Genomic DNA, 26,983 nt, shown 5'->3' on the forward strand with positions numbered 1-26,983 from the left:
AAATCATTTGAAGCATTTATTGAGTATTTTTGAGCAAATTTTTTTTTATGGATGCCATTGTTTTGTTTATATTGTGTTGTACTGCTTTTGTTGCAGGATTTATAGATGCTATTGTTGGAGGAGGTGGTTTGCTTCAAACGCCTATGAGTTTGGTATTATTGCCACAATTTCCAGTGGCAACGGTCATTGGAAGTGTAAAAATTCCTTCATTTTCAGGAACATTTTTGGCAGCTATTCAATATTTAAAAAAGGTAAAACTAAAATGGAACTTGCTGATTATCATGATTTTATTGGCAATTCCAGCTGCTTTTTTGGGCTCATTATTACTAACAAAAGTCAATAACAATTTTATGAAACCCATTTTGCTGATCATTTTAGTTGGCCTTTTGATATACACTTATACTAAAAAAAATTTTGGTCAAAAAAGCATTTTAAATCTTACAAAAAAACAACAGATAAAAGGAGCCATCGTTAGCAGTGTGGTGATAGGTTTTTATGATGGTTTTATTGGTCCAGGCACAGGAAGTTTTTTTGTTTTGGCATTTATTTCACTTTTGGGTTATGATTTTTTAGAAGCATCGGCAAATGCCAAAATGGTCAATTTAGCTACCAACTTAGGGTCTATCATATTGTTTAGCTGTAAAGGCAAAATTATTTGGAGTATTGCTTTGCCAATGGCAATTAGCAACGCTTTTGGTGGATTTTTAGGATCCAAATTAGCAATTCAAAAAGGAAATGCTTTTATAAGAATATTTTTTATAATTGTAGTTGTTGGCACTTTGCTCCGATTTGGTTATGATGTTTTTTATCATTAATGTAAACCAATTTTAATCGATAATCCATAGCAAAACGGGTTTTTTGGAGGCTTTTAATCTAGTATCCAATTTTTGCATAAAAACATCCGATACCGCAGGACAACCCCAGCTAAGTGGGCTTACTTCTGGATATATTTCAGTATTGGAAACGGCCTCCCACGAATGCAACACAACCACCCTTTTTACTGCATTTTGGTTCGACTCTTCCAAACCTTCAAGCCAATATTTGACCTTAATTCCCCATGCACTCCAATCTCTTTTCCCAATTTTATATTTGCCTTTCATAGAACAATGACTGTCTAATCGATTGTCAAATTTGGATTTTTCCCATTTATTTGGATTGTCCGAAAAAACATCGCAACTGCCATGGGTAACTAAATTCCGATCAATAATTTTTTGTTCTTTTATATCGATTACAAAAAAACGATTACGACCTGGATGCAAACTCAAATCCAACAAAAAATAATAGTCAGTATTCATTTCATGGGACTTACAATAATTTTGAGCTTCAAGATGGAAGTTTTTGTAATTTTTTTCAGGCATTTTACTTTGTGCCTGATAGCAAGACCAACTCATAAAATACATCAAGAATATCATATTTTTCATAAAAACTTATTTTTTTGTAGCCATTTATCCCACCGCCTTTTATTTATAAAAGTCCGCTTATGCAAACTTGTTGTTAATAGGGATTTCATAACGAAAACCAACTTTTAATACAACGAATTTCAAAGTATTTTATTGCTAAAAACCGACTTATTTATTCAAAAAAAAAACTAAATGCCAAATAAAACAACAATTTATATAAACTATTTTTTACAAAACCCCTTTGGGGGCTGGGGGGCTTCTAAAGGATTTTCACTACTATCTCTAACGCAAAATACGGTAAATAATAAAAAGAAGTCAAAAACAATCAAAAATAAATTAAGCTACATTCTATTTTGTAGCTTAATTTATTTAGTTATAAAAATATTTATATAAAAATATTTTACTTATATTTATTTTAAATAAAATTATTATCAAATAAATAATAAAAAATTAAAATATTATTTAAATAAATCTTCCATACCAGGCATCATTGGCATATCAATTTTAGTAACAGCATCCATTTCGGCTTGGTTTACTTTTTTGGCCTCAGCAAGTGCTTTATTGAGTGTCAGAATCAAATAATCTTCTAATTGGTCTTTGTCTTCCATAAGTGCTTCGGCAATAGTCAAACTATTGATGCTGCCATTTGCAGTAACACTTACTTTTAGTAAGCCATCGGAACTTTTTTGATCAATCAACACTTGGTCCAAGCGTTTTTTTGTATCTTCCATTTTTTGTTGGGTGTCTCTCAATTTACCCATCATTCCCATTAAATCCATCTTTTTTTTACTTTTTTATTAATAAATAATTTTTTCAATTGACAAATTTAGTACATTGCAACAAATTTTAAGCAATATTTATGAAAACGCTACCTATTATTTTGATTTTATCCCTTATTTTTGCCCCTTCAAATGCACAAAATAAAACAAAAGCAATGACAAAACCACAAACAGCTCCAGTTGCAAAAATAATAGAAAAGCAATTAGAAAAACACGGCGATGTAAGGATAGATCCTTATTATTGGCTAAATGAAAGAGAAAATCCTGAAGTTATTGACTATTTGAATCAAGAAAATGACTATTATAAAGCTGCTACTTTGCATACTCAAACATTTCAAGAAAATTTATTTTTAGAAATGAAATCCCGTATCAAAGAAGATGACAGCTCCGTTCCTTATTTATATAATGGATATTATTACATTACCCGATACGAAAAAGGTAAGGATTATCCTATTTATTCTAGAAAAAAAGGAACTTTAAGTGCAGCCGAAGAAATTTTGTTTGATTGTAATGAAATGGCAAAAGGACATTCCTATTTCAAATTATCGGGACTAAACATTAGCGAAGATAATAAATGGTGTGCCTTTGGTGTAGATACCGTTTCCAGACGAGAATATACCATTATGATTAAAAATTTGGAAACCAATGAAATATTGCCCATAAAATTAGAAAAAACCACAGGCGGTTCTACATGGGCAAATGATAATAAAACCTTGTTTTATACCAGAAAAGATTTGGTAACGTTGCGTTCAGACAAAATATACAAACACCAATTGGGTACAGAGGCAACACAAGATGTATTGGTTTACCATGAAAAAGACGATACTTTTTCTACTTATATATATAAGGAGAAGTCCAAAAAATATTTGGTTATTGGGTCTTCTAGTACATTAACTTCAGAATATCAAATTTTAAATGCCAATGACCCAAATGGAAATTTTCAAATATTTCAAAAACGAACTCGAGGTTTAGAATACAGTATATCTCACTATGGTTCTGATTTTTATATAGTTACAAATAAAGATAAAGCTACCAATTTTAAAGTGATGAAAACACCCGAAACACAAACTTCTAAAGAAAATTGGGTGGATTTAATTCCGCATCGAGCAGCGGTATTGATAGAAGGAATTGAAATTTTTAAAGATTATTTGGTTGTAGAAGAGCGTTCTAATGGATTAAACAAAATCAATATAAGACCATGGAGTGGGGAAGGAGCCTATTATTTGCCGTTTGAAATAGAAACCTACACCGCCTATACAACAACCAATGTTGATTTTGACACGTCGATATTAAGGTATGGATACCAATCGATGGCTACACCACCCTCTATTATTGATTTTGATATGAGTAAAAAAACCAAAACAATATTGAAAGAACAAGAAGTATTGGGAGGCAAATTTGATAAAAAAAATTATATTGAAGAGCGTATTTGGGCCACAGCTACAGATGGAACCAAAGTACCCATGTCTGTTGTTTACAAAAAAGGGATGCAAAAAAATGGTAAAAACCCATTTTTGATGTATGCTTATGGCTCTTATGGCAGCTCTATGGATCCTTATTTTTCTTCAACTAGATTGAGTTTGCTCGACCGAGGTTTTATATATGCCATTGCACACATTAGAGGCGGAGAGGACTTAGGCAGAACATGGTATGAATCAGGGAAATTATTGCAAAAGAAAAACACTTTTACAGATTTTATTGATTGTTCAAAATATGTAATCGATCAAAAATATACTTCAAAAGACCATTTATATGCCGAAGGCGGTTCGGCTGGTGGCCTTTTGATGGGGGCAGTTGTTAATATGGCACCCGAATTATATCAAGGAGTAATTGCTCAGGTACCTTTTGTAGATGTAGTAACTACCATGCTCGACGATGCTATTCCGCTTACAACTGGCGAATATGACGAATGGGGCAATCCAAATGACAAAACATATTATGATTATATGCTTTCATACTCGCCTTACGATAATGTAAAAGCTCAAAATTATCCTAATATGTATGTATCTACAGGTTTGCATGATTCGCAAGTACAATATTGGGAACCCGCCAAATGGGTAGCAAAACTCCGAAAAATGAAAACCAATAATACCCAATTATACTTGGATACCAACATGTCTGCAGGACATGGAGGAGCGTCTGGAAGGTTTGAAGCATTGAGAGAATTGGCCAAAGAATTTACTTTTTTATTAGATTTAGAAAAAATAAATAACTAATTAAAAATAAATTACTTATTTTTGCACATATTCAGAGGTTGCAAAATGAAAAATAAAACCTTAGATTAAGTATTTTTTTATGAAAGAAGAAATAAAAGCATACGATAATATACTAGAATTAATAGGTAATACGCCACTTATTAAGATAAAAAAAGTAACAGAAGGATTGGAAGGCAACTTTTTTGCAAAAGTAGAAGCATTCAATCCCGGACATTCTACAAAAGATAGAATTGCTTTATATATTATTGAAGCCGCAGAAAAAAGAGGTATTTTAACCCCTGGCGATACAATTATCGAAACAACCTCTGGAAATACTGGGTTTAGTTTGGCAATGGTAAGTATCATCAAAGGGTATAATTGTATTTTAGCAGTAAGTTCAAAATCCTCTAAAGATAAAATAGATATGCTTCGAAGCTTAGGAGCAAAAGTGTATGTTTGTCCTGCACATGTCTCTGCAGATGATGAACGTTCTTATTATAATGTAGCTAAAAGATTACATGAAGAAACAAAAGGTTCGGTGTATATCAATCAATATTTCAATGAATTGAATATCGAAGCACATTATAATTCTACTGGTCCCGAAATTTGGGAACAAACCAATGGAAAAATTACACACCTTGTATGTTGTAGTGGTACAGGCGGTACCATTTCGGGTACTGCTAAATATTTAAAAGAAAAAAACCCAAACATCAGAATTTTAGGTGTTGATGCGTACGGATCGGTCTTAAAAAAATACCACGAAACTAAAGAATTTGATTCAGACGAAATTTATCCTTATCGAATCGAAGGATTAGGCAAAAATCTGATTCCAACAGCTACTGATTTTGATGTAATTGACTGTTTTATGAAAGTTTCCGACGAAGAAAGTGCCCATGCAGCCAGAGAAATAACAAAAAAAGAAGGATTGTTTGTAGGCTATACTTCTGGAGCAGTTTTACAAGCCATCAAACAATATGCTGCCGAGGGCGAATTTGACAAAAACGCTAATGTAATAGCTATTTTTCCAGATCATGGCTCTCGATATATGAGTAAAATTTATAGTGATGACTGGATGAATGAGCAAGGTTTTTTTGACAGTATCAATGCCGAAGAAGCTCAAAAAATTGAATTTATCAAATAAAAAAATAAAAAACTCCAAACCAACATTTGGAGTTTTTTATGTAATATAATGTCGTTTGATAGCTTCTAAAGTCTTGTTTGTATATATCAAATCTTGGACTATTTTAATTCTCAAATCTTCTAGTTCAAAATGCTCAAAATGTTTAAACCAATTGGTTAATGTCCAAATGTTTCTTGCTTGTTTGAGTCGTTTTGCCGTTTCAAAGCTCGTTCTCAAAATGGCTTTTCCATCATAATTGGAATTGTTTTTATGTTGGTAATGGATGTCATTTTGATCAATATCTAATTCCAAATAATACAATTTGTCATGATCATTATCTTCAAAAAACGCCTCCCATTTGGCAAAGCCTAATTTGAATTTCCCGTCAGAAAAACCTTTGTTAATCAACCGCCATTTGCTATTGGCCAATCGCCCCCAATGATTAGACAACCGAAACATTCCATCCGAATGATAAAAATATTGACTTCCAGACAAACTAATAAAATCAGGTTTTATGTGGGTAATAGTCGAAGTAGGAACTTCTTCAAAAACACAAAAAGTGTGTTTGAAAGCTTTAGCGCTGGGTTTGAATGGTTTCATTAAATACAAGTTTTAAAAAATAAATTGCAACAAGCCATATTGTATGGCAAAAGTAATGGATTGAAACTAAACATAAAAACGTATATTTGCAAAAAATTAAAAAACCATGACCAAATTACAAGAAAACGACATACTAAAAAAAGGGATTTATACAGGAAACATCGAAAAAGACAACGATAACAACTATTTTTGTGGAGAGTATTTATTAGATTACAAGCAAGTTACACAAAATTTTCAAGTAGGCGATTTGATAACCATCAAAACCATAATCGAAAATCCAAGCGATAAAAGCTACAACCAATACCCTAAAAAATCCAAACGATTTGATTTGGCCAACAGAAAACCAAAACAATAAATTGATCTAAATTTTAGGATATTGCTAAATTGAATTTGCTTTCAAAACAAAAAAATGTACCTTTGCACCCAATTGTGCATTTTTTAAAGCTAAAAAAAAATGTTAAACAATTAAAAGACAATAAGTTATGAAGTTTGTGCTACATTAAATTAACCCTTAAAAAAAACAACAAAACTTCAAAAGCCATTTAATTTTTATTTATGAAAAAAATAGTTGAATACAGAAAGTTACTAAATGTTGAAAAAACAGTAACCCTTAAAGAGTTGAAAAATATTTATCGAAATGCGATGAAAGAAGCACATCCAGATAAATTTCAGGGAGACGATGCAGGATTAAAAGCCGCAGAAGAAAACAGTAAATCGATAATTGAAGCCTATCACTTTTTAGTAAGCATCAATGCCGAAACCATTCAACAAAATTTACCAGAATACAAAGATACCATTGCAAATGCAACCATAACCGACTATAAATATGTAGATAGCCGATTGATAATTAATTTTTCAAACGGTAGTGTTTACGAGTACATCAGCGTGCCAAGAGCCATCTATGTAAAAATGGTAAATGCCGATTCACCAGCACGTTATGCCAAAAGACACATACTTTCAGCCTATCCATATAGAAAAACAATTAACCAAGATTAACAAAATTTTTAGAAAAAACAATATTTATTCAAGTAACTTTACAAAAATTAATTTTAACCAAACAAATGAAAAAAATATTATTATTAGCTACAATTTCTGTAGCAATTTTCTCTTGTAGCAAAGTAAAAAAAGGAGAATTTTTAATCACAGGCGAAGCAAAAGGTGTAGCAGACGGAACATCTATAGTATTAGAAAAACAAGACGAAGCAGGCATGTCGTTAGTACCCGTAGATACTGCAAAAGTAAAAGACGGAAAATTTGAATTATCTGGAAAATTTACAGAATTGTCTATTTATACCATTCAATTAGACAAAGCACAAGGCAAAGTACCTGTGATTATCGAAAACGAAGAAATCAAAGTAACCATAGACAAAGACAGCATCCAAAAATCAAAAGTGTCGGGTACCTATAACAACGATGAATTTACAAAATTCAACGAAGAAATGAAAACAGTTGGCAAAAAAGTTCAAAAAGAAATGATGGACTTTCAAACCAAAAATATGCAAGCCATGACCGATGCTCAAAAAAATAAAGACACGGTAGTTATCAACAAATTGATGAAAGAGTATGGTAAAATTCAAGAATCACTTACAAATGAATATTTAACTTATGCCGAATCGCATCCAAAATCTTTTATAAGTGTACTTATTGTTGAAGGCATGTTCAAACAACCAGGTTTAGATTTTGAAAAAGGAAAAAAAATATACAACAGCTTAACAGAGGAATTAAAAAATACCAAATCTGGAAAAATAATCAAAACAGCTATTGATAATTACAAAGCCCCTCAAGCTGCAGCCCCTCAAGTTGGGCCACAGCCACAAGGCAAATGAAGAGCCAATTTTGAAGCCAAAACGCCTGAAGGCAAAACCATTTCATTACAATCGATAGCTGGAAAAGTTACCATTGTCGATTTTTGGGCCTCTTGGTGTGGTCCTTGTATAGCCGAAAACCCGAATGTTGTGGCTATTTATAAGGAATTTCATTCAAAAGGATTGAACATAATTGGTGTTTCTTTAGATGAAGATGCTGCAAAATGGAAAAATGCCATTGCTAAAGACGGCCTCATTTGGAATCAAGTTTCAAACCTCATGGGTTGGCAAGATCCCATAGCAAAAGCCTATCAAGTAGAAGCCATTCCAGCCACTTTTATCCTCGATAGCCAAGGCAATATAGTAGCCAAAGATTTAAGAGGACAAGAACTCAGAAATAAAATTCAAGAACTACTATCCAAATAATATAAAAACTCCCCTAAAAAGGAGTTTTTTTTGGCTTCAAACAATATGTATAAAAAGGGCGTTACCCACAAGGGGTCGGGCTATTCGCTATATCTTTTTTTATCTAGGCCCAAAAAAAGCCTAAATAAAAAAAGGATGCCGCTACTATCCCTAACGCATTCCTCCTTTCAAAGAACCCTTTTTTCAATATATAAAAATGATTATTACAAGCCATATTTTCAAAATACAAACTTCCTTTATTTTAAGATTCCTAAAAGAAACCAAAATACAAAAAACAGGATAACTCTAGTTAATTAATTATCAAACAGATAGTATTAAAAACAAATAAAATTGAAAAAAAACAACAATTTTATTTGCAAAAACAAAAAACAAATGTATCTTTGCAACGGCTTTTGAGAAACCAACAATTTGGGGAGATACTCAAGCGGCCAACGAGGGCAGACTGTAAATCTGCTGTGAAAACTTCGCAGGTTCGAATCCTGCTCTCCCCACAAAAAGCTCCATATTATATGGAGCTTTTTTTATATCCTATTTTAAAATGTCATTATAAATCAATGTCGTATAGTTAAGCATTAATCGTATCAATCATCTTTGTCAAAGTTTTAAACTTTGTCAAACATCATCTGCAATTATTATATTTCGTTCAACAAAACGACATAGCATCAAAACATCGAACGTATAAAATATTTTAAAATAATGCCACAAATAAGCCTATAATAAAAATTACATCTAAAATATTTAGAAACATTTTTTTTGTTTAATAGTTAGCCGTACTTTTGTTGGTTAATTCATATACACAAATTTTTTTAAAATGGACTTGAGTCAAGAAGTATTTAATGCTTACGAAATTATTAAAAACGGAGGGATTATATTATATCCTACCGATACGGTTTGGGGTATTGGCTGTGATGCAACAAACGAAAATGCTATAAATAAAATATTTCAGCTCAAAAAACGAGCCGCAACACAAAGCATGATTTGTTTAGTAAATGGCGAAAAAATGATGTATAATATTTTTAAAGATATTCCAGAAGTAGCTTGGCAAATCATCGATTTGTCCGAAAAACCAACAACATTGATATTAGACAAGCCCCGAAATGTAGCACCCAATCTCATGGCTCAAGACCAAACTTTGGCCATACGGATGGTTAAAGAACCTTTTTGTTTTAAACTATTAGAACGAATGAAAGTACCATTAGTTTCAACCTCTGCAAACATTACTGGACAGCCAACCCCTCAAAACTTTCACGAAATTTCAAAAGAAATTATCAATGGAGTTGATTATGTTGTCGATTTTAATAGAGATAAAAAAACAACAAAACCATCTACGATTATTAAAATATCGTTGGACGCTCAAGTTAAAATTATAAGAAAATAATTATTAAATTGCAAGTATTTTTTTATATTTAAAATAAAATAGTTTTTAAAGAAATGAATTATAAAACATCATTAAGCCACCCTATTTTTGAAATAATTACTAAAGCTAGTACCCATTTGGGTATAGAATGTTATGTAATCGGTGGATTTGTAAGGGATTTGTTATTAAATAGAGCTTTTAAAAAAGACATCGATGTTGTAGCCGTAGGTAGTGGCATTGCATTAGCCCTAAAAGTTGCCGAAATGTTGCCCAATAATCCAAAAGTTCAAGTATTTAAAACTTATGGCACCGCCATGCTGCGTTTTCAAGATACTGATATTGAATTTGTTGGTGCAAGAAAAGAAAGCTATCATTTTGAAAGTAGAAACCCAGTTGTAGAGAATGGCACGCTTGAGGATGATCAAAACCGTAGGGATTTTACTATTAATGCTTTAGCTCTGTCTTTAAATCAATCAAACTATGGCGATTTAATTGACCCGTTTGATGGTGTTTGTGATTTGAAAAATAAAATTATTCAAACACCTTTAGATCCCGACATTACTTTTTCTGACGATCCATTAAGGATGCTTCGGGCAATTAGATTTGCCACACAATTGCATTTTGACATCAACAGCCTTTCATTCGAATCAATTCAAAAGAATGCCTCACGAATAAAAATTATTTCAGGCGAAAGAATTGTCGATGAGTTGAATAAAATATTAGATACTTCAAAACCATCTATTGGGTTCTTATTATTATACCATTCAGGACTATTGGATTATATTTTGCCAGAATTAACAAGCCTAAATGAAGTTGAAGAAATAGAAGGACATACACATAAGAATAACTTTTATCATACATTAGAAGTTGTAGATAATATAAGTCAAAATACTGAAGATGTTTGGCTAAAATGGGCGGCTTTATTGCATGATATTGGCAAAGCACCAACAAAAAAGTTCCATAAAAAACAAGGATGGACATTTCATGGGCATGAATTTTTAGGCGGAAAAATGACAAAAAAAATCTTTGAAAGGTTGCATTTGCCTTTAAATCATAAATTAAAATTTGTACAAAAAATGGTTGCAATGAGTTCCAGACCAATTGTTTTATCACAAGATTTAGTTACCGATTCGGCTGTAAGGCGATTGGTTTTTGATGCAGGCGATGATATTGAAAGTTTAATGACATTATGTGAGGCAGATATCACAACTAAAAATCCATCTAAATATAAGAAATATCATAAAAATTTTGAAATAGTAAGACAAAAAATTCAAGAAGTTGAAGAACGAGATGCCATAAGAAATTTTCAACCACCCATATCGGGCGAGGAAATTATGAAAATATTTGATATAAAACCTTCAAAAGAAATAGGAATATTAAAAGAAGCTGTAAAAGAAGCTATTTTAGATGGAGAAATACCCAATAATTATGATCAAGCATACGATTTTGTTATTAAAAAAGCAGCAAAACTAGGATTACACATTTTAGAATAAAATACAATTGGAATGCAAAAATATTATATAAAAACGGCAAAAACCGCCCTGATTTTGGTGTATTTAGTTATCATAGCGGGAGCTTTAGTACGAATGACAGGCTCAGGAATGGGGTGTCCAGATTGGCCAAAATGCTTTGGTTATTACATTCCACCCACAGACATCAAACAGTTGTTGTGGCAACCCCAACATCAATATCTTGAAAATCAAGTGATTATAAAAGACGAAAAGTTGTATGTTGCAGTGGGCAATTTTAAAACCCAAACGACATTTGACCCAACACAATGGCGACCTTATACTAAACATGACTATGCAATATTTAATGCCAAACACACTTGGATCGAATACCTTAATCGACTAGCAGGTGCCTTGGCTGGAATAGTAGTTTTTTTGATGGCTGTTTGCTCATTTGGATTTTGGAAAACCAATAAAAAAGTTACCATTTGGTCATGGATTACAGTAATCTTAATGGGATTTCAAGGTTGGTTAGGGGCAAAAGTGGTTTATTCTGTATTAAATCCAATAAAAATTACCTTACATACTTTTGTAGCATTACTCATTGTAGCTGTTATGTTATCAGCAATTGATGCTGCTAAAAAGCAAGTTTTTCAACATGAGAATAATATTTTATTCAATAAAATATTAATATTATCAATATTTTTAACATTAATTCAAATAATTTTAGGTACACAAGTAAGACAATTTGTTGATGATCAAATAAAAATGTTGGGGTATGATCAAATGCACATAATATTAGAACACCCAACTATTACATTCTATATCCATCGAACGCTGTCAATGTTGGTTTTGTTTTCAACAATTTATCTTTATATTCAAAACAAAAGCTTTGCAGTGCAATTAAAATTGGTTAATTGGATCATGCTTGCAGTTGTTTTTGAAGCTTTAAGCGGCATCATTATTACCTACTTACATTTTCCATTTGCTTCACAGCCAATACATTTGGTATTTGCTTCTGTTTTGTTTGGATTACAATATCAATTAGCAATACAATTGATAAAAAAATAATTAACCAACTTATCATTTTGAAAGCATCAAACTATTTATTTTTTATATAAAGGACTAATGATTTGCACGTTTTGAAATGCAATTGCACCTTTGATTACACCAGAAATACAAGTACGAAGTGCCTCTATAATATGGATTTTGAGTTCATTTTTAGGAAAAATTAAACTTACTTCTCGTGCCGGTTTTGGTTCTGAAAAATGTTTTAATTTTAGTTTGTTATTTTCATTCAAATCCAAAGTATGTAGATAGGGTAGGAGGGTCATACCCAAACCTTCGTCGGCTAATTTTATTAAAGTTTCAAAGCTCCCGCTTTCAATTTGAAAATGATTTGTATTAAAATTCTTATCATTTTTACATAAATTTAAAATTCCATCTCTAAAACAATGTCCATCTTGTAATAATAAAATTTCTTCAATATTCAAATCAGATATTTCTATCTCTTTTTTATTTGTATGGGTGTGATTTTCTGGTAAATATGCTACAAAAGGTTCATAATATAAAACAATTTCTTTTATTTTTTCCTCCATCAAAGGGGTAGCCGCAATTGCTGCATCAAGAGTTCCAGAATTTAAGTGAGTAATTATTTCATCTGTATTAAGTTCTTCAATTATTAATTTTATTTTAGGATATTTTTTTATGAAATTATTTAAAAACATAGGTAGCAAAGTAGGCATAACGGTGGGTATAATCCCTAATCTGAATTCGCCACCAATATAGCCTTTTTGTTGTTCAACTATATCTTGAATTCTATCTGCTTCATTTACAATGTTTTTTGCTTGCGAAACTATTTTAATACCAATATCAGTAAGTTGAATGGGTTTTTTACTTCTATCAAAAATAAGAATATTCAATTCTTCTTCAATTTTTTGTATTTGCATACTTAAAGTAGGTTGGGTAACAAAACATTTTTCTGCAGCCAAAGTAAAATTTTTATGCTCAGCTACTGCTAAAACATATTTCAATTGTGTGATTGTCATAAAATAAAGTATTTTGATGCAAATATATAAACAAATCAATTTAATTGATACTTTAATCAATTTTATTTTGGTTCAATAAAAAATTTAAAATATTTTGTGAACATAAGGCAACTAAAAAATCTTTAAACAGCTTGAGGTAGATATGAATATCTTAATGTAATTTTAAATGTAAATGAAAATTTAATCTTCTTCTGTTAAATTTTCATTAAATGCCGAAGGGAGTAATTTAGGTATAAATTTAATTAAAAGCGGCAAAATCAAACTGCCTCCAGGTATTAAAAAAATTGTTAAAGAAGGAATTGTTTTGCATAAATCTAATAGTTGTAATTTAATTTTCTTTTTTTCTTTTTCATCTAAATCCCTTTGTGTTGAAATAGCCAATAATTTCAACAATTCTTTACTTTGAGATAATTCTTTCAATAATCTATTTTTATTGCGAATGATCAAAACTTCAATAGTCAAAGCTGTATTGACATAGAAATGTTTGACGGGATTGGCATCATTAAAATAAGGAATTTCAGATTTATTTTGTTGAAAATAGATTTTTGTTTCCTCAATACTATTTTCAACAAATGAATCATCAATTTGCATCAGTTCGGCTAATTTATGTAAAAAATAGATTTCATCATTTTCTATTTGAAAATCACTCCACATTGACAGTCCAGCTAAATCTATCATATAATATTTTTCCAAAATATGATCAAAATACCCAACTTCTAGTTGTTCCATATTTTGAACATTAATTTTAGAAAATTTGGTATATCTTACAGAAGATTCAAATAATTTTGAAATTAATTCATCATTTTTACTTTTATGCTGCTTAAATTTTAATGCTAATGATATAATACTTATAATAATTTCTTCAGTTTTTTGAAAATATTTGTTAGATATAAAGCCGTTATGTATATATCTTTCAAAACCCAATACGTCGATAAATAAAAGTGCATTTGTTAAAATATTGGAAAAATTTTTACTTAAAAGATCTTGATTGGTTTGTACACGACTATCTATAATTTGTTCTAACTTTAAACTATGATCTTGTGTTGAAAATAATTTTGTAATAATATTATTTGAATTTGGAATAATTTCTAGATAATATTTTGAAATTATTTTCAAAAAATCTGTATGATTTTTAATATTTGAATTCCGTAGGTACAACTGATACAACGTATTTAACAAAGCAATTTTTGTTTTTTCATCGGGTTTCCAATGCAAACTATCCATTTGCTTTGGTGTATCAAATGAGACTATATGTCCAAAAATTAATCCTGTTTTTCTGATATTTTCATAAAATTTGAAAGTAGATATTTCTGTATTTATGTTTTCAAAATTTTGTTCCTGAAAAAATTTTTCTACCCAACCAGGTGCCGATGGATTAATCATATTGCTAATTTATATATAAAAATTAATTTTTACTACTTAATTTTTTGTCAATAACTCGCTCCATATAATCTTGAATGAAGGCTTTACATTTGGTTTCTATTTGATTCATCGTGGTATTTCTTTTGGTTATTAAATTGATAGACAATGATTTATCTGATTTATCATAAAACCCAATTGCTTTTTTACCATCAAAAATACAAATGTAAGGCCCTTCTAAAAATTGATAATAAGTTCCGTTTGAATTGATTATAAAAGGAGTTTCTGATTGTGCAACTAAACTGCGCCCCCAACTTCTAAATGGTTTTGGATAACCTATCATGTCCAATATGGTTGGGTAAATATCAATCTGTTGAGCATAGTCATCATTTACACCAACATATTGATTTCCAGGTTTATAAAACATGATTGGAATGGCATAGTGATTGATTGGTTTTTGATATTCTTCATAATAAATTTGATTGCAATGATCTGCCACAAACACAAAAATAGTGTTTTGAAACCACGAAGTCTTTTTGGCAGTTTTAAAAAATTGCTTCAAACTATAATCAGAATAGGCAATACATTTGTGTATGGGTAATTGCTTTTCTGTAAATTTTTGTTTGTATTGGTTTGGTATATTATATGGTTCGTGAGAACTTACTGTAAATATTGTTGCCAAAAAAGGGTTTTTAGTATTATCTAAATTACGTTTCATAAATTGTAAAAAAGGTTCGTCCCAAATGCCCCAAAATCCATCAAAATCTGCTTCATTTTGATATTCTGTCCTTCCATAATATTGGTTGATTCCTAATATGTTTGAAAAACCTAAGAAACCCATTGAACCATTGGCTGCTCCATGAAAAAATTTTGTTTCATAACCTATTGATCCTAAAGTAGATACCAAAGATTCGATTTTTTGTTTAGGATAAGGCGATGATGTAAATGCATCTTTAAATGAAGGAATTCCTGCCAAAACAGACGACATGCCATGTATGGATTGTCTTCCATTAGCATAAGCATTTGTAAATATTAGACTATTATTAGCCAACGAATCTATAAATGGAGTATGGCTTTCATATTTTGGAATTGTAGTGTTTTTATTAAAAGCCCCAACATATTCTTTACCAAAACTTTCTAATATAAATATTACAATATTTGGCTTAATACTTGGATTATTTTTGTAAAATTTAATAGGTCGAATGGTTTTTTGTATCAGATTTGGGTTTATTTCTGGATAATTAGTTTTTTGAAAGCTATTGCTAAACATGGTTCTAATTATTGCAAATGGTGTATTTAAAACAAAATCGGAATGTGCGGGATATTTTACATGTTTACTGGCATCAAGAATATTTATTGGTCGAGTAGATTTATCAAAATCACCTCCTCTTATTCCAGCAATTACAAAGGCTACGATGATTAAAAAACTAACTATTGAAGATCCAAAATATTGAAATTTATTTGAGGGTAAATATTTTTTTATATTAATTTTTTTATAAATATAAACCCATAAATACAACGTAATGATCAATAATAAAAAAACATGCCAATAGTGAATCAGAAAACCACTAAAAAGTTTGAATTTATTTGTTTCATTTTCTAATATATTTTTTACAACAATTGTTGTTCTTGCAAATGTATATTTGTAATAAATAAAATCTATAAAATTAGATGAATAAGCTATACTATTGAATAGGAAATAGATATAAAATAAAATTTGCTGGTATTTGGGAGTTGTATTTGTCCAAAACGGAATAATAGATAATAAAATGAAAAGGCTATTGGCATATAGAATGGCTGTTGTATCAAAAGCTAGTCCATAATAATATAGTTCAAAAAATGTTGCAATTGAATTGATTTTTAATAGATCTACATTATAGATAAAAAACAATAATCTTGCTACAAAATAAAATAAATAGGCAAGTAATAATCTTATAAGTAAGATTTTATATTCTGAAATTCTAAAATTTTTAGTCATGTATTTGCAATACTGTAATTGTAATTAAAATAGATGCAAATATAAATTAAAATATTTGTATAATGGAATTAATTGGTTTTATCTAATACTGAATTTTTGTTTATTAAATAGAGTTGAAACAAACTTGCAAAACCTAAAGTTAATACGGCACCAATAAAATTAAGCCACAAGTAACCTAATTTTTCTTGTCCGTTTGGATAACTATAAAAAGTGAAGTAATAGATTACAAATATTATTAATTGACTGATAATTGCACTATAAAAAATGGCTTTTGACTGTATGAATTTAAAATAGAAACCAGCTATAAAAATGCCCAAAACGGTTCCATAAAATATTGAACCAATAATATTTACAAGTTGAATCAAGTTTTCAAATAAAGACCCAATACAGGCAAACAATATGGCAATTATGCCCCAAATTAATATAAAAATTCTTGTTATTTTTACATAATATTGATCATCTTTTTCTGTTTTTATATTTCTTTTAAAAATATCAAAAGTAGTAGATGTGGCCAATGCGTTGATGCCAGAGGCAGTACCAGACATGGCAGCTGAAAAAATTACGGCAAGAAGCAACCCTAAAATTCCTTTTGGTAAGTTGTGCAATATAAAATGTAAAAATACATAATCCTTGTCATTTGTTTCTGCTTTATCATCTGCCTTCGAAATAATTTCTTTAGCTTGATCTCGTAAATCTTTTTCTTTTGCAGATAATGAAATTAATTTTTTTCTTAAAATTGGATTATCATAATTTTCTTTTAAATGGTCTATATAAAGTAAATTATATTCTTTTTTTTCTTCGTTTAGAGCAGTTAATTCTTTTTCTAATAGATTATATTCTTCTTTATATTTACTTTTTTCAACTATTATTTTATTATTCGGATTGAAGTTTAAGGGGACATTATTAAACTGATAAAATACAAAGACCATAACACCTGTTAAAAGAATAAAAAATTGCATTGGTACTTTCAAAAAACCATTCATAATAAGTCCTTTCTGACTTTCTAATATTGTTTTACCCGTTAAATACCGACCAACTTGCGATTGATCTGTTCCAAAATAAGAAAGCATTAGAAAAAATCCACCTGTAATTCCACTCCAAAAGGTATAACGGGTTTCGGGATCTAATGAAAAATCCAAAATATTCATTTTATCATTGGCACCTGCAATTTGTAAGGCATTTATAAACGTCATGTCGTTGGGCAAAAAATGTAAAACCAAATAAAATACAATAAACATGCCCAACATGATTACAAACATTTGCTGTGTTTGTGTAATATTAAGTGCTTTTGTACCACCGGTATAGGTATAAATAATTACTAAAATACCTATTATTATATTCAAATATGTAATATTCCATCCTAATAATGTAGATAATATAATAGAAGGTGCATATATTGTAAGCCCTGTTCCTAATCCTCTGGGTAATAAAAAAAGTACACTTGCTAAGGTTCGGGTTTTTAAATCGAATCTTTTTTCGAGGTATTCATAAGCAGTATAAACTTTTAATTTATGGAAAATAGGTATGAATGTCATGGCTATCACTACCATAGCAAACGGTAAACCAAAATAAAATTGTACAAAACCCATACCATCTTGATAGGCTTGTCCTGGAGTAGATATAAACGTAATTGCACTGGCTTGAGTAGCCATAACAGACAATCCGACAACTTTCCAAGAGGTTTGTCTATTGCCTAACAGGTAGTCTTGAACATTTGTACTTCCTTTTGTACGCCATGTTCCATAAATTACAATAAATAATAAGGTTAATATTAAAACAATCCAATCGATTTGTTGCATAGTCTAAGCATAAATTTGCATGATAATATAAAAAATAACAATATAAAGGGTATTTAATATAAGCACCCATGTATAGCTAGATTTCCATTTTTTATCACTTTTTTTGTTCATAATCATAAACTATTTTAAATAAATATTTAATCTAAATGATAAAAATAGTCAAATACTTTGTGTGTAGGAAGTCCTACAACATTACAATAAGAGCCCTCGATTTTTGTAATTCCAACCAAACCTATCCATTCCTGAATGCCATAACTTCCTGCTTTGTCATAAGGTTTATAATTTTGTAAATAATAGGTTAGCATCTCCTTGTTTAGTTGTGCAAAGGTAACATAAGTTTTGTCTTCTATGACGATTTCCGATTGACATGTTTTAAAACAAACAGATGTGATGACTTCATGTGTTTGATTAGATAATTTTTGTAACATTGTCATTGCTTCCTCAGCATTTTTTGGCTTTTCAAGTGCTTCTCCGTTTAGCCATACTATCGTATCGCTAGTTATTACGATATCGTTTACTTCCAATTCATTTTCATAAGCTTTGGCTTTCAATTTACACAAATAATTGGTTATTGCAGCTGCTTTTAATTCACTTGGATATATTTCATCAATTGCTTTGACCTTGATTGTAAAATGGATATCAAGTTCCTTAAAAAATTGTTGTCTTCGGGGGGAACCTGAAGCCAAGATGATGTTATATTTTGAAAGTTTTTCTTTAAGCATTTTGTTGTATGTTTAAGGTAATAATTGCAATTGATCCAATGCCAAATAAAAGTAGCCATTTCAAAACCCAACTTAAATGACTATAATCTTGTTTGTTTTTTGCAAAACTTGTTTTGATTGCTGCATATAATAATGGTGCTAAAATAGTCATTAAGCCATAAAAAGTAGCATAAAATAAATTATTTTCATATAAATAATTGTATATATAATATATTATCATTAGTATTGAAATAATGAACAACATAAATACTAATTTTAATGTAATTGAAATTCCAAAATATATAGGTATGGTTTGCATGTCCTGCTCACGGTCTCCTTCTATATCTTCTATATCTTTAATTATTTCTCTTATAAAATTTATGATAAATGTAAATATTGCATAATCAAATATTATAGAAAATAAAATTTTCATCAATATAATATTATTATTATTGATTATGGGATATAAATTAAAAATACCAATAATGATGACACTCATTGATAAAACAAATGCTGTAAGAATATTTCCAATTATCAAACTTTGTTTTAAATTGGTTGTATAAAAGTATAATAAAGATGATATAATTATAAAAATTATAGCTAAATTTGGCTTATTTACTATATTTGAAATGTAAAAACCAATTAAAACACCAATTATTGTGCATAAAAAATACAAATTATAAGCTAAATTTTCTTTAATTGCTATTCCTACTACAACTTGATGGGGCTTGTTTTTTAAATCGGTTTCCACATCATGGATGTTATTGATGATGTATCCGCCTGCCGCAATGCAAACTGTTGCCATAATTAGTAAATAATATTGAAAATCGTTTAATGCCAATTGATTATTATGGTTTTTTAAGAATCCTATTCCATCAAAACCTCCAAATCTAAAAAGCCATTGCATCAGGGCCAACATCAATAAATTTTGATACCGTATGAGTACTAAATATTTCATTTAAAATAATTAAAATAGAATAATATTTGTATTTATTTATAATATTGTCCATTTTTCTTGAACTTTCAACACTTGTTCAATTACATCTCTTACTGCTCCATTCCCGCCTTCGATGTGTGAAATATAATGAGAAATATTTTTTATTTCTGGGCAAGCATCTTGTGGACAACATGCTAAACCAACTTTTTTCATTACTTCATAATCAGGAATATCATCACCCATATATAAAATATGTTCTGAATTTATTTTATATATATCTATAAATTCTTCATATATTTCTAATTTATTAAGAACTCCTAAATATATATCATAAATTCCTAAATTTTTAAGTCTTTCTCTTACCCCTTCATTTTTACCTCCAGATATAATTGCAATTTTATATCCTAAAGCTAAGGCTCTTTGCATTGCATACCCATCTCGTACGTTCATTTGTCTTAATAATTCACCTTGACTGGTAATTTGTATCATATTATTTGTTAAAACACCATCTACATCAAAAATAAATGTTGTAATTTGATTCATGATTTGTTTATAACTTTTAGGCATTGGCTATAATTGTTTGGGTTAATATTTGGTAAATTTTTCTATAGGTGTCATTCTGCAACATATTGATATGGTTTTCAATAGTTTCAAAATCCTTTCTTTTTGCTGGACCTGTTTGTGCCTCTTTAGGATTTAAGTCATTGATTTTCAAGGCTGTTTCTTGAATTAATGGTTTTAAAATACTGAAAGGGATGTTGTTATCTTTACATATTTCATGAGCAATATCATACATTAAATTGGTAAAATTATTTGCAAAAACGGCTGCTATATGTAGTGTATTTCGTTGTTTGGAGTCTATTGTTACAGTTTTATCGCTAATTTTTTGTGCTATATGTTTCAATAGATCCATTTTTGATTCATCTTTTGTTTCTAAACAAATAGGAACATTTTTGAAATTCATTTTTATATTATTAGAAATACTTTGCAATGGATAAAAAACGGCTTTTTGAAGATGGTTGGCTAATTTGTTGATAGAAACAGTGCCAGATGTATGGGCAACTAGCTGATTTTCAATAGGTATTTGTTCAGAAACACTAGCAATTGCATCATCTGTAACGGCAATAAACATCAAATCTACTGGTTTTAGTTGATGCATTTCTGAAATGATCTCAATTTGATTATGTGAAATAGTAGTTTTATTATGATTTCTAACTAATAATTGTACTATTTTTATGGTTTTAATAGCTGAAAAAGCAGCTATAAGTTGCTGTGCCACATTGCCATAACCAATTATAGAAATGGTATATAAAGGTTTTAAGGGATCCAAATTTGACAAAATATTGATATTTTTTTATAAACTTTATTAAATATGTATGTCGCAAATTTACATTAATATCCAAAGATAAACAATGCCATGTCAAATTTCTTTTCATACTTATTTCTTATTATTTATTTTAGGTTTTATTTTTTTATTTTGAACTATTATCTTAAGCAATTGTTAAGATAAAAATTAAAAAAATGACTTAATTTTGTAAAAAAATAAATCAAATATACAATGCTCGAAAAAATCATTGCTTTTAGTCTAAAAAATAAGCTCATTGTGCTTTTATTTACTGTTTTTGTGCTTGGTTTTGGGCTATTTTCACTTACGCAAATTTCTATTGGAGCAGTTCCAGATGTAACAAACAATCAGGTTCAGGTGATTACGACGTCTCGAAATTTATCTACACAGGACATTGAGCAATACATCACTTATCCTGTTGAAATAGAGATGGCTAATTTGCCAGGCGTTCATGAAATTAGGTCTATTTCAAAATTTGGATTGTCTGTGGTTACAATTGTTTTTGATGACAACATGGGTACCTATTTGCCTCGACAATTGATAGCTGAAAAAATAAAATCGGCTTCAGAAAAAATACCTGAAGGGTTTGGCACTCCCGAGATGGGGCCTATTACTACTGGCCTAGGCGAAATTTATCAATATACATTAGAGGTACGTCCAGAATTTAAGGCTCAATATACTGTTACCGATTTAAGAACGCTTCAGGATTGGGTTGTCAAAAGGCAATTGTCTGGTATAAAGGGAGTTGTGGAAATTAATACTTGGGGTGGGTTTTTAAAACAATATGAAATTGCAATTGATCCAAGCCAATTGAAAGCAATGAATATTAGTGTAGCCAAAGTATTTGAAGCCTTGTCTAAAAACAATGGAATTGCAGGTGGAGCTTATATCGAAAAAGTGAATCAGAGCTATTTTATTAGAGCAGAAGGCAAGGTGAAATCGATTGAAGATATTGAAAATAATGTAGTTGAAAACCATAGCGGTAGTCCAATTTATATAAAAAATGTGGCTCAAGTGCAGCTAGGAAGTGCCAACCGTTTTGGGGCAATTACTGGTAATGGCGAAGGTGAAAAAGTTTTGGGTCAAGTTATGATGCTAAAAGGAGGCAATTCAAAACAAGTAATTTCGGATGTTAAAAATAGGATTGCAACCATACAAAAAACCTTACCTGAAGGTGTTTATATCAACGGATTTTTGGAAAGAAGTGAATTGGTTGGTAAAACAACATTTACAGTGGCAGAAAACCTAATATTAGGTTGTTTAATTGTTATATTTGTAGTAGTTTTATTGCTTGGAAATTGGCGTTCAGGACTTGTTGTGGCTTCGGTAATTCCTTTGTGCTTGCTATTTGCCATTTCATTTATGAACATTTTTGGAATTGATGCCAATTTGATGAGTTTAGGAGCCATTGATTTTGGTATTATTATAGACGGTGCAGTCATCATTGTGGAGTTTATTGCGTTTCAAATTGCCCACCAATCACACCAACTAAACACGCTAACAAAACAGGACAAACAATTAAAAATAGATGAAATTACATACAAAAGTGCATCAAAAATGATGAATTCTGCTGTATTTGGACAACTAATTATTTTGATAGTTTTTATACCAATTTTATCTTTGTCGGGCATCGAGGGCAAAATGTTTAAACCAATGGCCTTGACATTTAGCTTTGCATTATTAGGTGCCATGTTGTTTTGTTTTACATACGTACCCGTTGTGGCCTCGCTGTTTTTGAAACCCACGGTAGAAAATCATAACAGTTTGTCAAACAGGCTTATACGAAAACTAAATCGATGGTATTTGCCTATTATAACATGGGCTTTGGCCCATACTCAAAAAGTGTTGTATGGTGCATTGGGTTTACTAATTTTGTCTATTGTATTATTTTCTACCATGGGTGGCGAGTTTATTCCTACATTGGATGAAGGCGATTTTGTCATTCAACCTGTTTTAAAAACAGGCACCACTTTGAGTAAAACAATCGAAACAACTACCAAAATAGAGAATATTATTTTGAAAAAATTTCCTGAAGTCAATCAAGTTGTCAGTAGAATTGGTGCTGCAGAAGTTCCAACAGACCCTATGAGCATGGAAGAAAGTGATATAATTGTCAAACTAAAACCCAAATCAGCATGGGTTTCTACTAGTTCAAAAGACGAATTGGCCGATATGATTAAGAAAGCCATTACAAATCAAATTCCAAATTTGGATATAGAATTTACACAACCCATAGAAATGCGGTTTAATGAATTGATTTCTGGAACAAGATCAGATGTTGCTATAAAAATATTTGGCGAAGATTTGTCAATTTTGGCACAAAAAGCGTACGAAATTAAAAATGCAATTGCACATGTTGAAGGAGCTTCTGATATTATTGTCGAAAAAACAGAAGGATTGCCTCAAATGGCTATTGTATATGACCGGTCTAAAATAGCTCGATATGGCATGAACATTGCCGATTTGAACGACCACATTGCCTTGGCCTTTGCTGGTAAAACGGTGGGCAATGTATTTGAAGGCGAAAAACGTTTTGACATGGTCATCCGAATGGACAAATCTAATAGAACCAGCATCGAAGACATTCAAAATTTGTATGTTACAACCCCATCTGGCCATCAAATTCCGTTAAATGAACTGGCTATGATTAGCTATACCGAAGGGCCCGCCAAAATTTCCAGAGACAATACCAATCGCAGAATTGTAGTTGGTATCAATGTCAGAAACCGTGATATGCAAAGTGTAGTAGTTGATATACAACAAATTATAGAATCGAAAATAAAATTACCTACAGGTTATCGGATAGCTTATGGCGGTCAATTTGAAAATTTACAAAGTGCCAAAGCCCGTTTGATGATTGCTGTACCGATTGCTTTATTTTTAATATTTATCTTACTTTATTTTGCTTTTGGTTCCATCAAAGAGGCGTTAATGGTATATTCTGCCATTCCACTTTCGGCTGTTGGAGGCATTTTATTACTTTGGATAAGAGATTTACCTTTTAGTATTTCTGCTGGTGTAGGTTTTATTGCACTTTTTGGCATAGCGGTTTTAAATGGAATTGTTTTGATAGAACATTTTAAAGAACTTAAACACCAAGGTTTTGAAACAATGGATGGCTTAATTTTGAAAGGAACTACTGATAGATTAAGACCCGTTTTACTCACCGCTGCCGCAGCAGCTTTAGGATTTTTGCCTATGGCCATTTCGGCATCGGCAGGTGCAGAAGTACAGCGACCACTTGCCACGGTGGTTATTGGTGGTTTGTTTTCTGCAACCATATTAACGATGATTGTTTTACCTATATTATTTAAAGTAATGAATGAAAAAACACTTAAATTTTCAAAATTAAATAATCAAAAACCTACTTTAATGGTAGTCCTATTGATGCTATTCTCTTCTTTTGGGTTTTCTCAATCCTCTAATACAGAATTAAACTCATTGATTAACAATGCTTTAGAACATAATAAAATGATAAAAGCAGGTGAATTACAAATTCAAAAAATGAATGAAAATGTCAAATCAGCTTATACATTTGATAAAACAAACCTGTATTATGGCTACGATCAAAATAATTTAGGTCTCAATAATGTTCCCTTGAATGTTTTGGGGATTCAACAAAGATGGAGTTTGCCTAGTGTGTATAATGCTCAAAAAAAATGGCTTGAATCCGAATCAGCAACTGAAAAAGCCCGATTTGACATTCAAAAAAATAAATTAAAATGGCAAATTGCCTCTTTGTATCATCAAATTGTTTATCTTCAACATAAAGAAAAATTGTATATTTATTTGGATAGTTTGTATCAAAATTTTTCAAAAGCCAGCGACAGACGATTTGAATTGGGCGAAACCAATTATCTTGAAAAAATGACTGCTCAAGCTAAATTTAGAAAAATCAGAACAGTGTTGGCTCAAATCAATCAAGAAAAAAAGGCTCAATATGAATTGATCAAAGTGTATGTGCCTCAAAATGAACCTATTGTAATTGTTAATCAAACCATAGAGCCAATATCTAATCTTGAACAAATGGGCAGTAAACAATTGTATATCAATTATTTAGAAAGTATTTCAAACCAAAATAAAGCCCAATTGAATTGGCATAAAAAACAATTATTACCAGAAATCAATTTGGAATATTTTCAAGGTAAAAACCGTGCTACATCGCCAGTTCATGGTTTTCAAATTGGGATTGCGGTACCATTATTATATTTTGGTCATCAATCAAAAATAAAAGTGGCTCAATTAGAAAAAGATCGATTTGAATACCAAAAAGACTATGAAATAAATCAAATTGATCAATTTAACGTTCAGAAAATTAATGAATTAAACAAATTTCAAGAAGGCATAAATTACTATAATCAAGTTGGAAAAAAATTGGCAAACGAAATTTTAAAAGTAGCCAATAGCAGTTACAAGCATGGCGAAATTGATTTTTTCCAATACATCCAAAGTTTAGAAAATGTAACCAATATTCAATCAGATTACTTGGATAATGTATTAGAATTCAATAAGATACAATTAGAAATACAATATACTCAAAACATTAATAATTTATAAATGAAACAAAAAGTGAAAAAAATAGGGTATTTATTAGCTTTAGCAATCATTTTTTCTTGTAAGGAAAACACAAGTGAAAAAGAAATAATTGTTAATGATGGATTAATAAAAGTTACAAAACAACAATTTGAGTCAGCAAAAATGATCATCAGTACTCCTACAGAGCAAGACTTTGATGTTGTTGTAAAAACATCAGGAAGAATTGATGTTCCGCCACAAAATAGATCTAAAATAACTACATTTATTGGAGGATATGTTAAAAAAACCCAACTTTTAGTTGGAGATAAAGTGGTGAAAGGGCAAGCATTGATTACCCTTTCAAGCACAGAGTATTTAGACATTCAAAAAGAGTTTTTGGAAATTTCTGAACAAATTCAATATTTAAAATCAGAATATGATAGGCAAAAAACGCTATTTGACGAAAAAATTACTTCTCAAAAAAATTATTTAAAAGCAGAAAGTGATTACAAAAAGGCAAAAGGAATGTATCAAAGTCTTAAAGCTAAATTAACCATGTTGCATATCAATCCACAACAGGTTCAAAACGGAAAATTAACCTCAGAAATCACTATTTATGCTCCAATAACTGGTGATGTAACTATTGTTAATGCAAATGTTGGCCAATTTGTAGCCCCTTCGGATGTGATGATTGAAATAATTAATAACAATGATTTGCATGTAGAATTGAACGTTTTTGAAAAAGACATCCTCAAAATAAAAGCCAATCAAGCCATTTGGTTTCAAGTACCCGAAGCATCAAAAGAATTTTTCAAAGGGAGTGTGCATTTGATTGGAAAATCTATAGAAGGTCCTGATAGAACTATAAATGTGCACGGTCATTTAGACGACAAATTGAAACAAAAATTATTAACCGGAATGTTTGTTGAAGCACAAATTGTTGTCGATGCTCAAAAAGGATTAGCGGTGGCAAAAGAAGCCGTAATCAATGAGAATAATAAAAATTATGTACTTTTACTAAAAAATAGTAAAACAAATTACGAATTTCAAAAAGTATCTGTGCAAATTGGTGCTAAAAATGATAAATATATAGAAATAATTCCTAACGCATTACTTAGCAAATCATCTAAAATATTGACAACAGGTGTATTTGATGTGATCGAATAAAAAA

At 30.3% G+C, this 26,983-nt stretch carries 22 protein-coding genes, 1 tRNA gene and 1 pseudogene; 13 read left to right on the forward strand and 11 right to left on the reverse strand.

The genetic code is table 11. The annotated features are described in order from the left end of the window. Window positions 1–47: 47 nt before the first annotated feature. On the forward strand, window positions 48–815 hold the full coding sequence (locus B0A58_RS06615; protein WP_089080423.1) for a sulfite exporter TauE/SafE family protein: 768 nt from the start codon (window positions 48–50) through the stop codon (window positions 813–815). A 12-nt stretch (window positions 816–827) separates the two neighbouring features. On the opposite strand, the gene B0A58_RS06620 is transcribed toward B0A58_RS06615, so the two are convergent. After that, entirely contained in the window at window positions 828–1,421 is a 594-nt protein-coding gene (locus B0A58_RS06620; RefSeq protein WP_089080388.1) for a murein L,D-transpeptidase catalytic domain-containing protein, read from the reverse strand. 437 nt (window positions 1,422–1,858) lie between these two features. After that, the gene (locus B0A58_RS06625; RefSeq protein WP_089080389.1) at window positions 1,859–2,179 is read right to left on the reverse strand and encodes a YbaB/EbfC family nucleoid-associated protein; all 321 of its coding nucleotides are present in this window, start codon (window positions 2,177–2,179) and stop codon (window positions 1,859–1,861) included. Between the two features lie 155 nt (window positions 2,180–2,334). On the opposite strand from B0A58_RS06625, the gene B0A58_RS06630 reads away from it, so the two are divergent. Next, window positions 2,335–4,395: a S9 family peptidase gene (locus B0A58_RS06630; protein ID WP_243389459.1), complete on the forward strand. Its 2,061-nt coding sequence runs from the start codon at window positions 2,335–2,337 to the stop codon at window positions 4,393–4,395. 79 nt (window positions 4,396–4,474) lie between these two features. Beyond that, on the forward strand, window positions 4,475–5,515 hold the full coding sequence (locus tag B0A58_RS06635; RefSeq protein WP_089080391.1) for a PLP-dependent cysteine synthase family protein: 1,041 nt from the start codon (window positions 4,475–4,477) through the stop codon (window positions 5,513–5,515). A gap of 36 nt (window positions 5,516–5,551) precedes the next feature. Here B0A58_RS06635 and B0A58_RS06640 read toward each other — a convergent pair whose 3' ends face one another. Continuing rightward, a complete protein-coding gene (locus B0A58_RS06640; RefSeq protein ID WP_089080392.1) occupies window positions 5,552–6,094 on the reverse strand; it encodes a hypothetical protein in 543 nt (180 codons plus the stop codon). A 106-nt stretch (window positions 6,095–6,200) separates the two neighbouring features. Here B0A58_RS06640 and B0A58_RS06645 point away from each other — a divergent pair, with 106 nt between their 5' ends. The 8 genes and pseudogenes from B0A58_RS06645 to B0A58_RS06675 all read left to right on the forward strand — a co-directional run bounded on the left by B0A58_RS06645 (window position 6,201) and on the right by B0A58_RS06675 (window position 12,201). Then, the gene (locus tag B0A58_RS06645) at window positions 6,201–6,449 is read left to right on the forward strand and encodes a hypothetical protein (protein WP_089080393.1); all 249 of its coding nucleotides are present in this window, start codon (window positions 6,201–6,203) and stop codon (window positions 6,447–6,449) included. A gap of 200 nt (window positions 6,450–6,649) precedes the next feature. Further along, window positions 6,650–7,090 carry a KTSC domain-containing protein gene (locus tag B0A58_RS06650; RefSeq protein WP_089080394.1) on the forward strand — a complete coding sequence of 147 codons (441 nt, stop codon included), beginning with the start codon at window positions 6,650–6,652 and terminating at the stop codon, window positions 7,088–7,090. Window positions 7,091–7,155: 65 nt separating this feature from the next. Continuing rightward, window positions 7,156–7,920, forward strand: a complete 765-nt coding sequence (locus B0A58_RS16795) for a DUF4369 domain-containing protein (protein ID WP_243389460.1) — start codon at window positions 7,156–7,158, stop codon at window positions 7,918–7,920. An 18-nt stretch (window positions 7,921–7,938) separates the two neighbouring features. Further along, window positions 7,939–8,325: pseudogene (locus B0A58_RS16800) on the forward strand (TlpA family protein disulfide reductase); the annotation flags it as partial. Between the two features lie 410 nt (window positions 8,326–8,735). Further along, window positions 8,736–8,816 (forward strand) — tRNA-Tyr (locus B0A58_RS06660). A gap of 320 nt (window positions 8,817–9,136) precedes the next feature. Further along, window positions 9,137–9,703: an L-threonylcarbamoyladenylate synthase gene (locus B0A58_RS06665; RefSeq protein ID WP_089080395.1), complete on the forward strand. Its 567-nt coding sequence runs from the start codon at window positions 9,137–9,139 to the stop codon at window positions 9,701–9,703. Window positions 9,704–9,756: 53 nt separating this feature from the next. Then, window positions 9,757–11,175: a CCA tRNA nucleotidyltransferase gene (locus B0A58_RS06670; protein WP_089080396.1), complete on the forward strand. Its 1,419-nt coding sequence runs from the start codon at window positions 9,757–9,759 to the stop codon at window positions 11,173–11,175. Window positions 11,176–11,187: 12 nt separating this feature from the next. Further along, window positions 11,188–12,201 carry a COX15/CtaA family protein gene (locus B0A58_RS06675; protein WP_089080397.1) on the forward strand — a complete coding sequence of 338 codons (1,014 nt, stop codon included), beginning with the start codon at window positions 11,188–11,190 and terminating at the stop codon, window positions 12,199–12,201. 35 nt (window positions 12,202–12,236) lie between these two features. Here B0A58_RS06675 and B0A58_RS06680 read toward each other — a convergent pair whose 3' ends face one another. The 8 genes from B0A58_RS06680 to B0A58_RS06715 all read right to left on the reverse strand — a co-directional run bounded on the left by B0A58_RS06680 (window position 12,237) and on the right by B0A58_RS06715 (window position 21,291). Then, window positions 12,237–13,178, reverse strand: coding sequence for a hydrogen peroxide-inducible genes activator (locus tag B0A58_RS06680; RefSeq protein WP_089080398.1), 942 nt, complete (start codon window positions 13,176–13,178; stop codon window positions 12,237–12,239). Between the two features lie 180 nt (window positions 13,179–13,358). After that, window positions 13,359–14,561: an LETM1-related biofilm-associated protein gene (locus tag B0A58_RS06685; RefSeq protein ID WP_089080399.1), complete on the reverse strand. Its 1,203-nt coding sequence runs from the start codon at window positions 14,559–14,561 to the stop codon at window positions 13,359–13,361. Window positions 14,562–14,583: 22 nt separating this feature from the next. Beyond that, window positions 14,584–16,515 carry an LTA synthase family protein gene (locus tag B0A58_RS06690; protein ID WP_089080400.1) on the reverse strand — a complete coding sequence of 644 codons (1,932 nt, stop codon included), beginning with the start codon at window positions 16,513–16,515 and terminating at the stop codon, window positions 14,584–14,586. Between the two features lie 68 nt (window positions 16,516–16,583). Next, entirely contained in the window at window positions 16,584–18,314 is a 1,731-nt protein-coding gene (locus B0A58_RS06695) for a sodium:solute symporter (RefSeq protein ID WP_089080401.1), read from the reverse strand. A gap of 137 nt (window positions 18,315–18,451) precedes the next feature. Further along, window positions 18,452–19,036 (reverse strand): Maf family nucleotide pyrophosphatase, encoded by a 585-nt coding sequence (locus B0A58_RS06700; protein WP_089080402.1) that lies wholly within the window; start codon window positions 19,034–19,036, stop codon window positions 18,452–18,454. Then, entirely contained in the window at window positions 19,029–19,973 is a 945-nt protein-coding gene (locus tag B0A58_RS06705; RefSeq protein WP_089080403.1) for a geranylgeranylglycerol-phosphate geranylgeranyltransferase, read from the reverse strand. Before B0A58_RS06705 ends, B0A58_RS06700 begins: the two co-directional genes overlap by 8 nt. Before the next feature lie 36 nt (window positions 19,974–20,009). Beyond that, the gene (locus B0A58_RS06710) at window positions 20,010–20,519 is read right to left on the reverse strand and encodes a KdsC family phosphatase (RefSeq protein ID WP_014084214.1); all 510 of its coding nucleotides are present in this window, start codon (window positions 20,517–20,519) and stop codon (window positions 20,010–20,012) included. Further along, window positions 20,512–21,291, reverse strand: coding sequence for a Rossmann-like and DUF2520 domain-containing protein (locus tag B0A58_RS06715; protein ID WP_089080404.1), 780 nt, complete (start codon window positions 21,289–21,291; stop codon window positions 20,512–20,514). The genes B0A58_RS06710 and B0A58_RS06715 overlap by 8 nt, the downstream gene beginning before the upstream one ends. Before the next feature lie 219 nt (window positions 21,292–21,510). Here B0A58_RS06715 and B0A58_RS06720 point away from each other — a divergent pair, with 219 nt between their 5' ends. Beyond that, window positions 21,511–25,854 carry a CusA/CzcA family heavy metal efflux RND transporter gene (locus B0A58_RS06720; RefSeq protein WP_089080405.1) on the forward strand — a complete coding sequence of 1,448 codons (4,344 nt, stop codon included), beginning with the start codon at window positions 21,511–21,513 and terminating at the stop codon, window positions 25,852–25,854. Window positions 25,855–25,866: 12 nt separating this feature from the next. Beyond that, the gene (locus B0A58_RS06725) at window positions 25,867–26,979 is read left to right on the forward strand and encodes an efflux RND transporter periplasmic adaptor subunit (protein ID WP_243389461.1); all 1,113 of its coding nucleotides are present in this window, start codon (window positions 25,867–25,869) and stop codon (window positions 26,977–26,979) included. The last annotated feature ends 4 nt before the right edge of the window (window positions 26,980–26,983 follow it).

The organism is Flavobacterium branchiophilum NBRC 15030 = ATCC 35035 (assembly GCF_002217205.1).
Lineage (GTDB): Bacteria > Bacteroidota > Bacteroidia > Flavobacteriales > Flavobacteriaceae > Flavobacterium > Flavobacterium branchiophilum.

Bases quoted from the DNA above. Each gene is read 5' to 3' on its own strand.
- B0A58_RS06615 (WP_089080423.1), top strand. From the start codon at position 48: ATGGATGCCATTGTTTTGTTTATATTGTGTTGTACTGCTTTTGTTGCA.
- B0A58_RS06620 (WP_089080388.1), bottom strand. From the start codon at position 1,421: ATGAAAAATATGATATTCTTGATGTATTTTATGAGTTGGTCTTGCTAT.
- B0A58_RS06625 (WP_089080389.1), bottom strand. From the start codon at position 2,179: ATGGATTTAATGGGAATGATGGGTAAATTGAGAGACACCCAACAAAAA.
- B0A58_RS06630 (WP_243389459.1), top strand. From the start codon at position 2,335: ATGACAAAACCACAAACAGCTCCAGTTGCAAAAATAATAGAAAAGCAA.
- B0A58_RS06635 (WP_089080391.1), top strand. From the start codon at position 4,475: ATGAAAGAAGAAATAAAAGCATACGATAATATACTAGAATTAATAGGT.
- B0A58_RS06640 (WP_089080392.1), bottom strand. From the start codon at position 6,094: ATGAAACCATTCAAACCCAGCGCTAAAGCTTTCAAACACACTTTTTGT.
- B0A58_RS06645 (WP_089080393.1), top strand. From the start codon at position 6,201: ATGACCAAATTACAAGAAAACGACATACTAAAAAAAGGGATTTATACA.
- B0A58_RS06650 (WP_089080394.1), top strand. From the start codon at position 6,650: ATGAAAAAAATAGTTGAATACAGAAAGTTACTAAATGTTGAAAAAACA.
- B0A58_RS16795 (WP_243389460.1), top strand. From the start codon at position 7,156: ATGAAAAAAATATTATTATTAGCTACAATTTCTGTAGCAATTTTCTCT.
- B0A58_RS06665 (WP_089080395.1), top strand. From the start codon at position 9,137: ATGGACTTGAGTCAAGAAGTATTTAATGCTTACGAAATTATTAAAAAC.
- B0A58_RS06670 (WP_089080396.1), top strand. From the start codon at position 9,757: ATGAATTATAAAACATCATTAAGCCACCCTATTTTTGAAATAATTACT.
- B0A58_RS06675 (WP_089080397.1), top strand. From the start codon at position 11,188: ATGCAAAAATATTATATAAAAACGGCAAAAACCGCCCTGATTTTGGTG.
- B0A58_RS06680 (WP_089080398.1), bottom strand. From the start codon at position 13,178: ATGACAATCACACAATTGAAATATGTTTTAGCAGTAGCTGAGCATAAA.
- B0A58_RS06685 (WP_089080399.1), bottom strand. From the start codon at position 14,561: ATGATTAATCCATCGGCACCTGGTTGGGTAGAAAAATTTTTTCAGGAA.
- B0A58_RS06690 (WP_089080400.1), bottom strand. From the start codon at position 16,515: ATGACTAAAAATTTTAGAATTTCAGAATATAAAATCTTACTTATAAGA.
- B0A58_RS06695 (WP_089080401.1), bottom strand. From the start codon at position 18,314: ATGCAACAAATCGATTGGATTGTTTTAATATTAACCTTATTATTTATT.
- B0A58_RS06700 (WP_089080402.1), bottom strand. From the start codon at position 19,036: ATGCTTAAAGAAAAACTTTCAAAATATAACATCATCTTGGCTTCAGGT.
- B0A58_RS06705 (WP_089080403.1), bottom strand. From the start codon at position 19,973: ATGAAATATTTAGTACTCATACGGTATCAAAATTTATTGATGTTGGCC.
- B0A58_RS06710 (WP_014084214.1), bottom strand. From the start codon at position 20,519: ATGCCTAAAAGTTATAAACAAATCATGAATCAAATTACAACATTTATT.
- B0A58_RS06720 (WP_089080405.1), top strand. From the start codon at position 21,511: ATGCTCGAAAAAATCATTGCTTTTAGTCTAAAAAATAAGCTCATTGTG.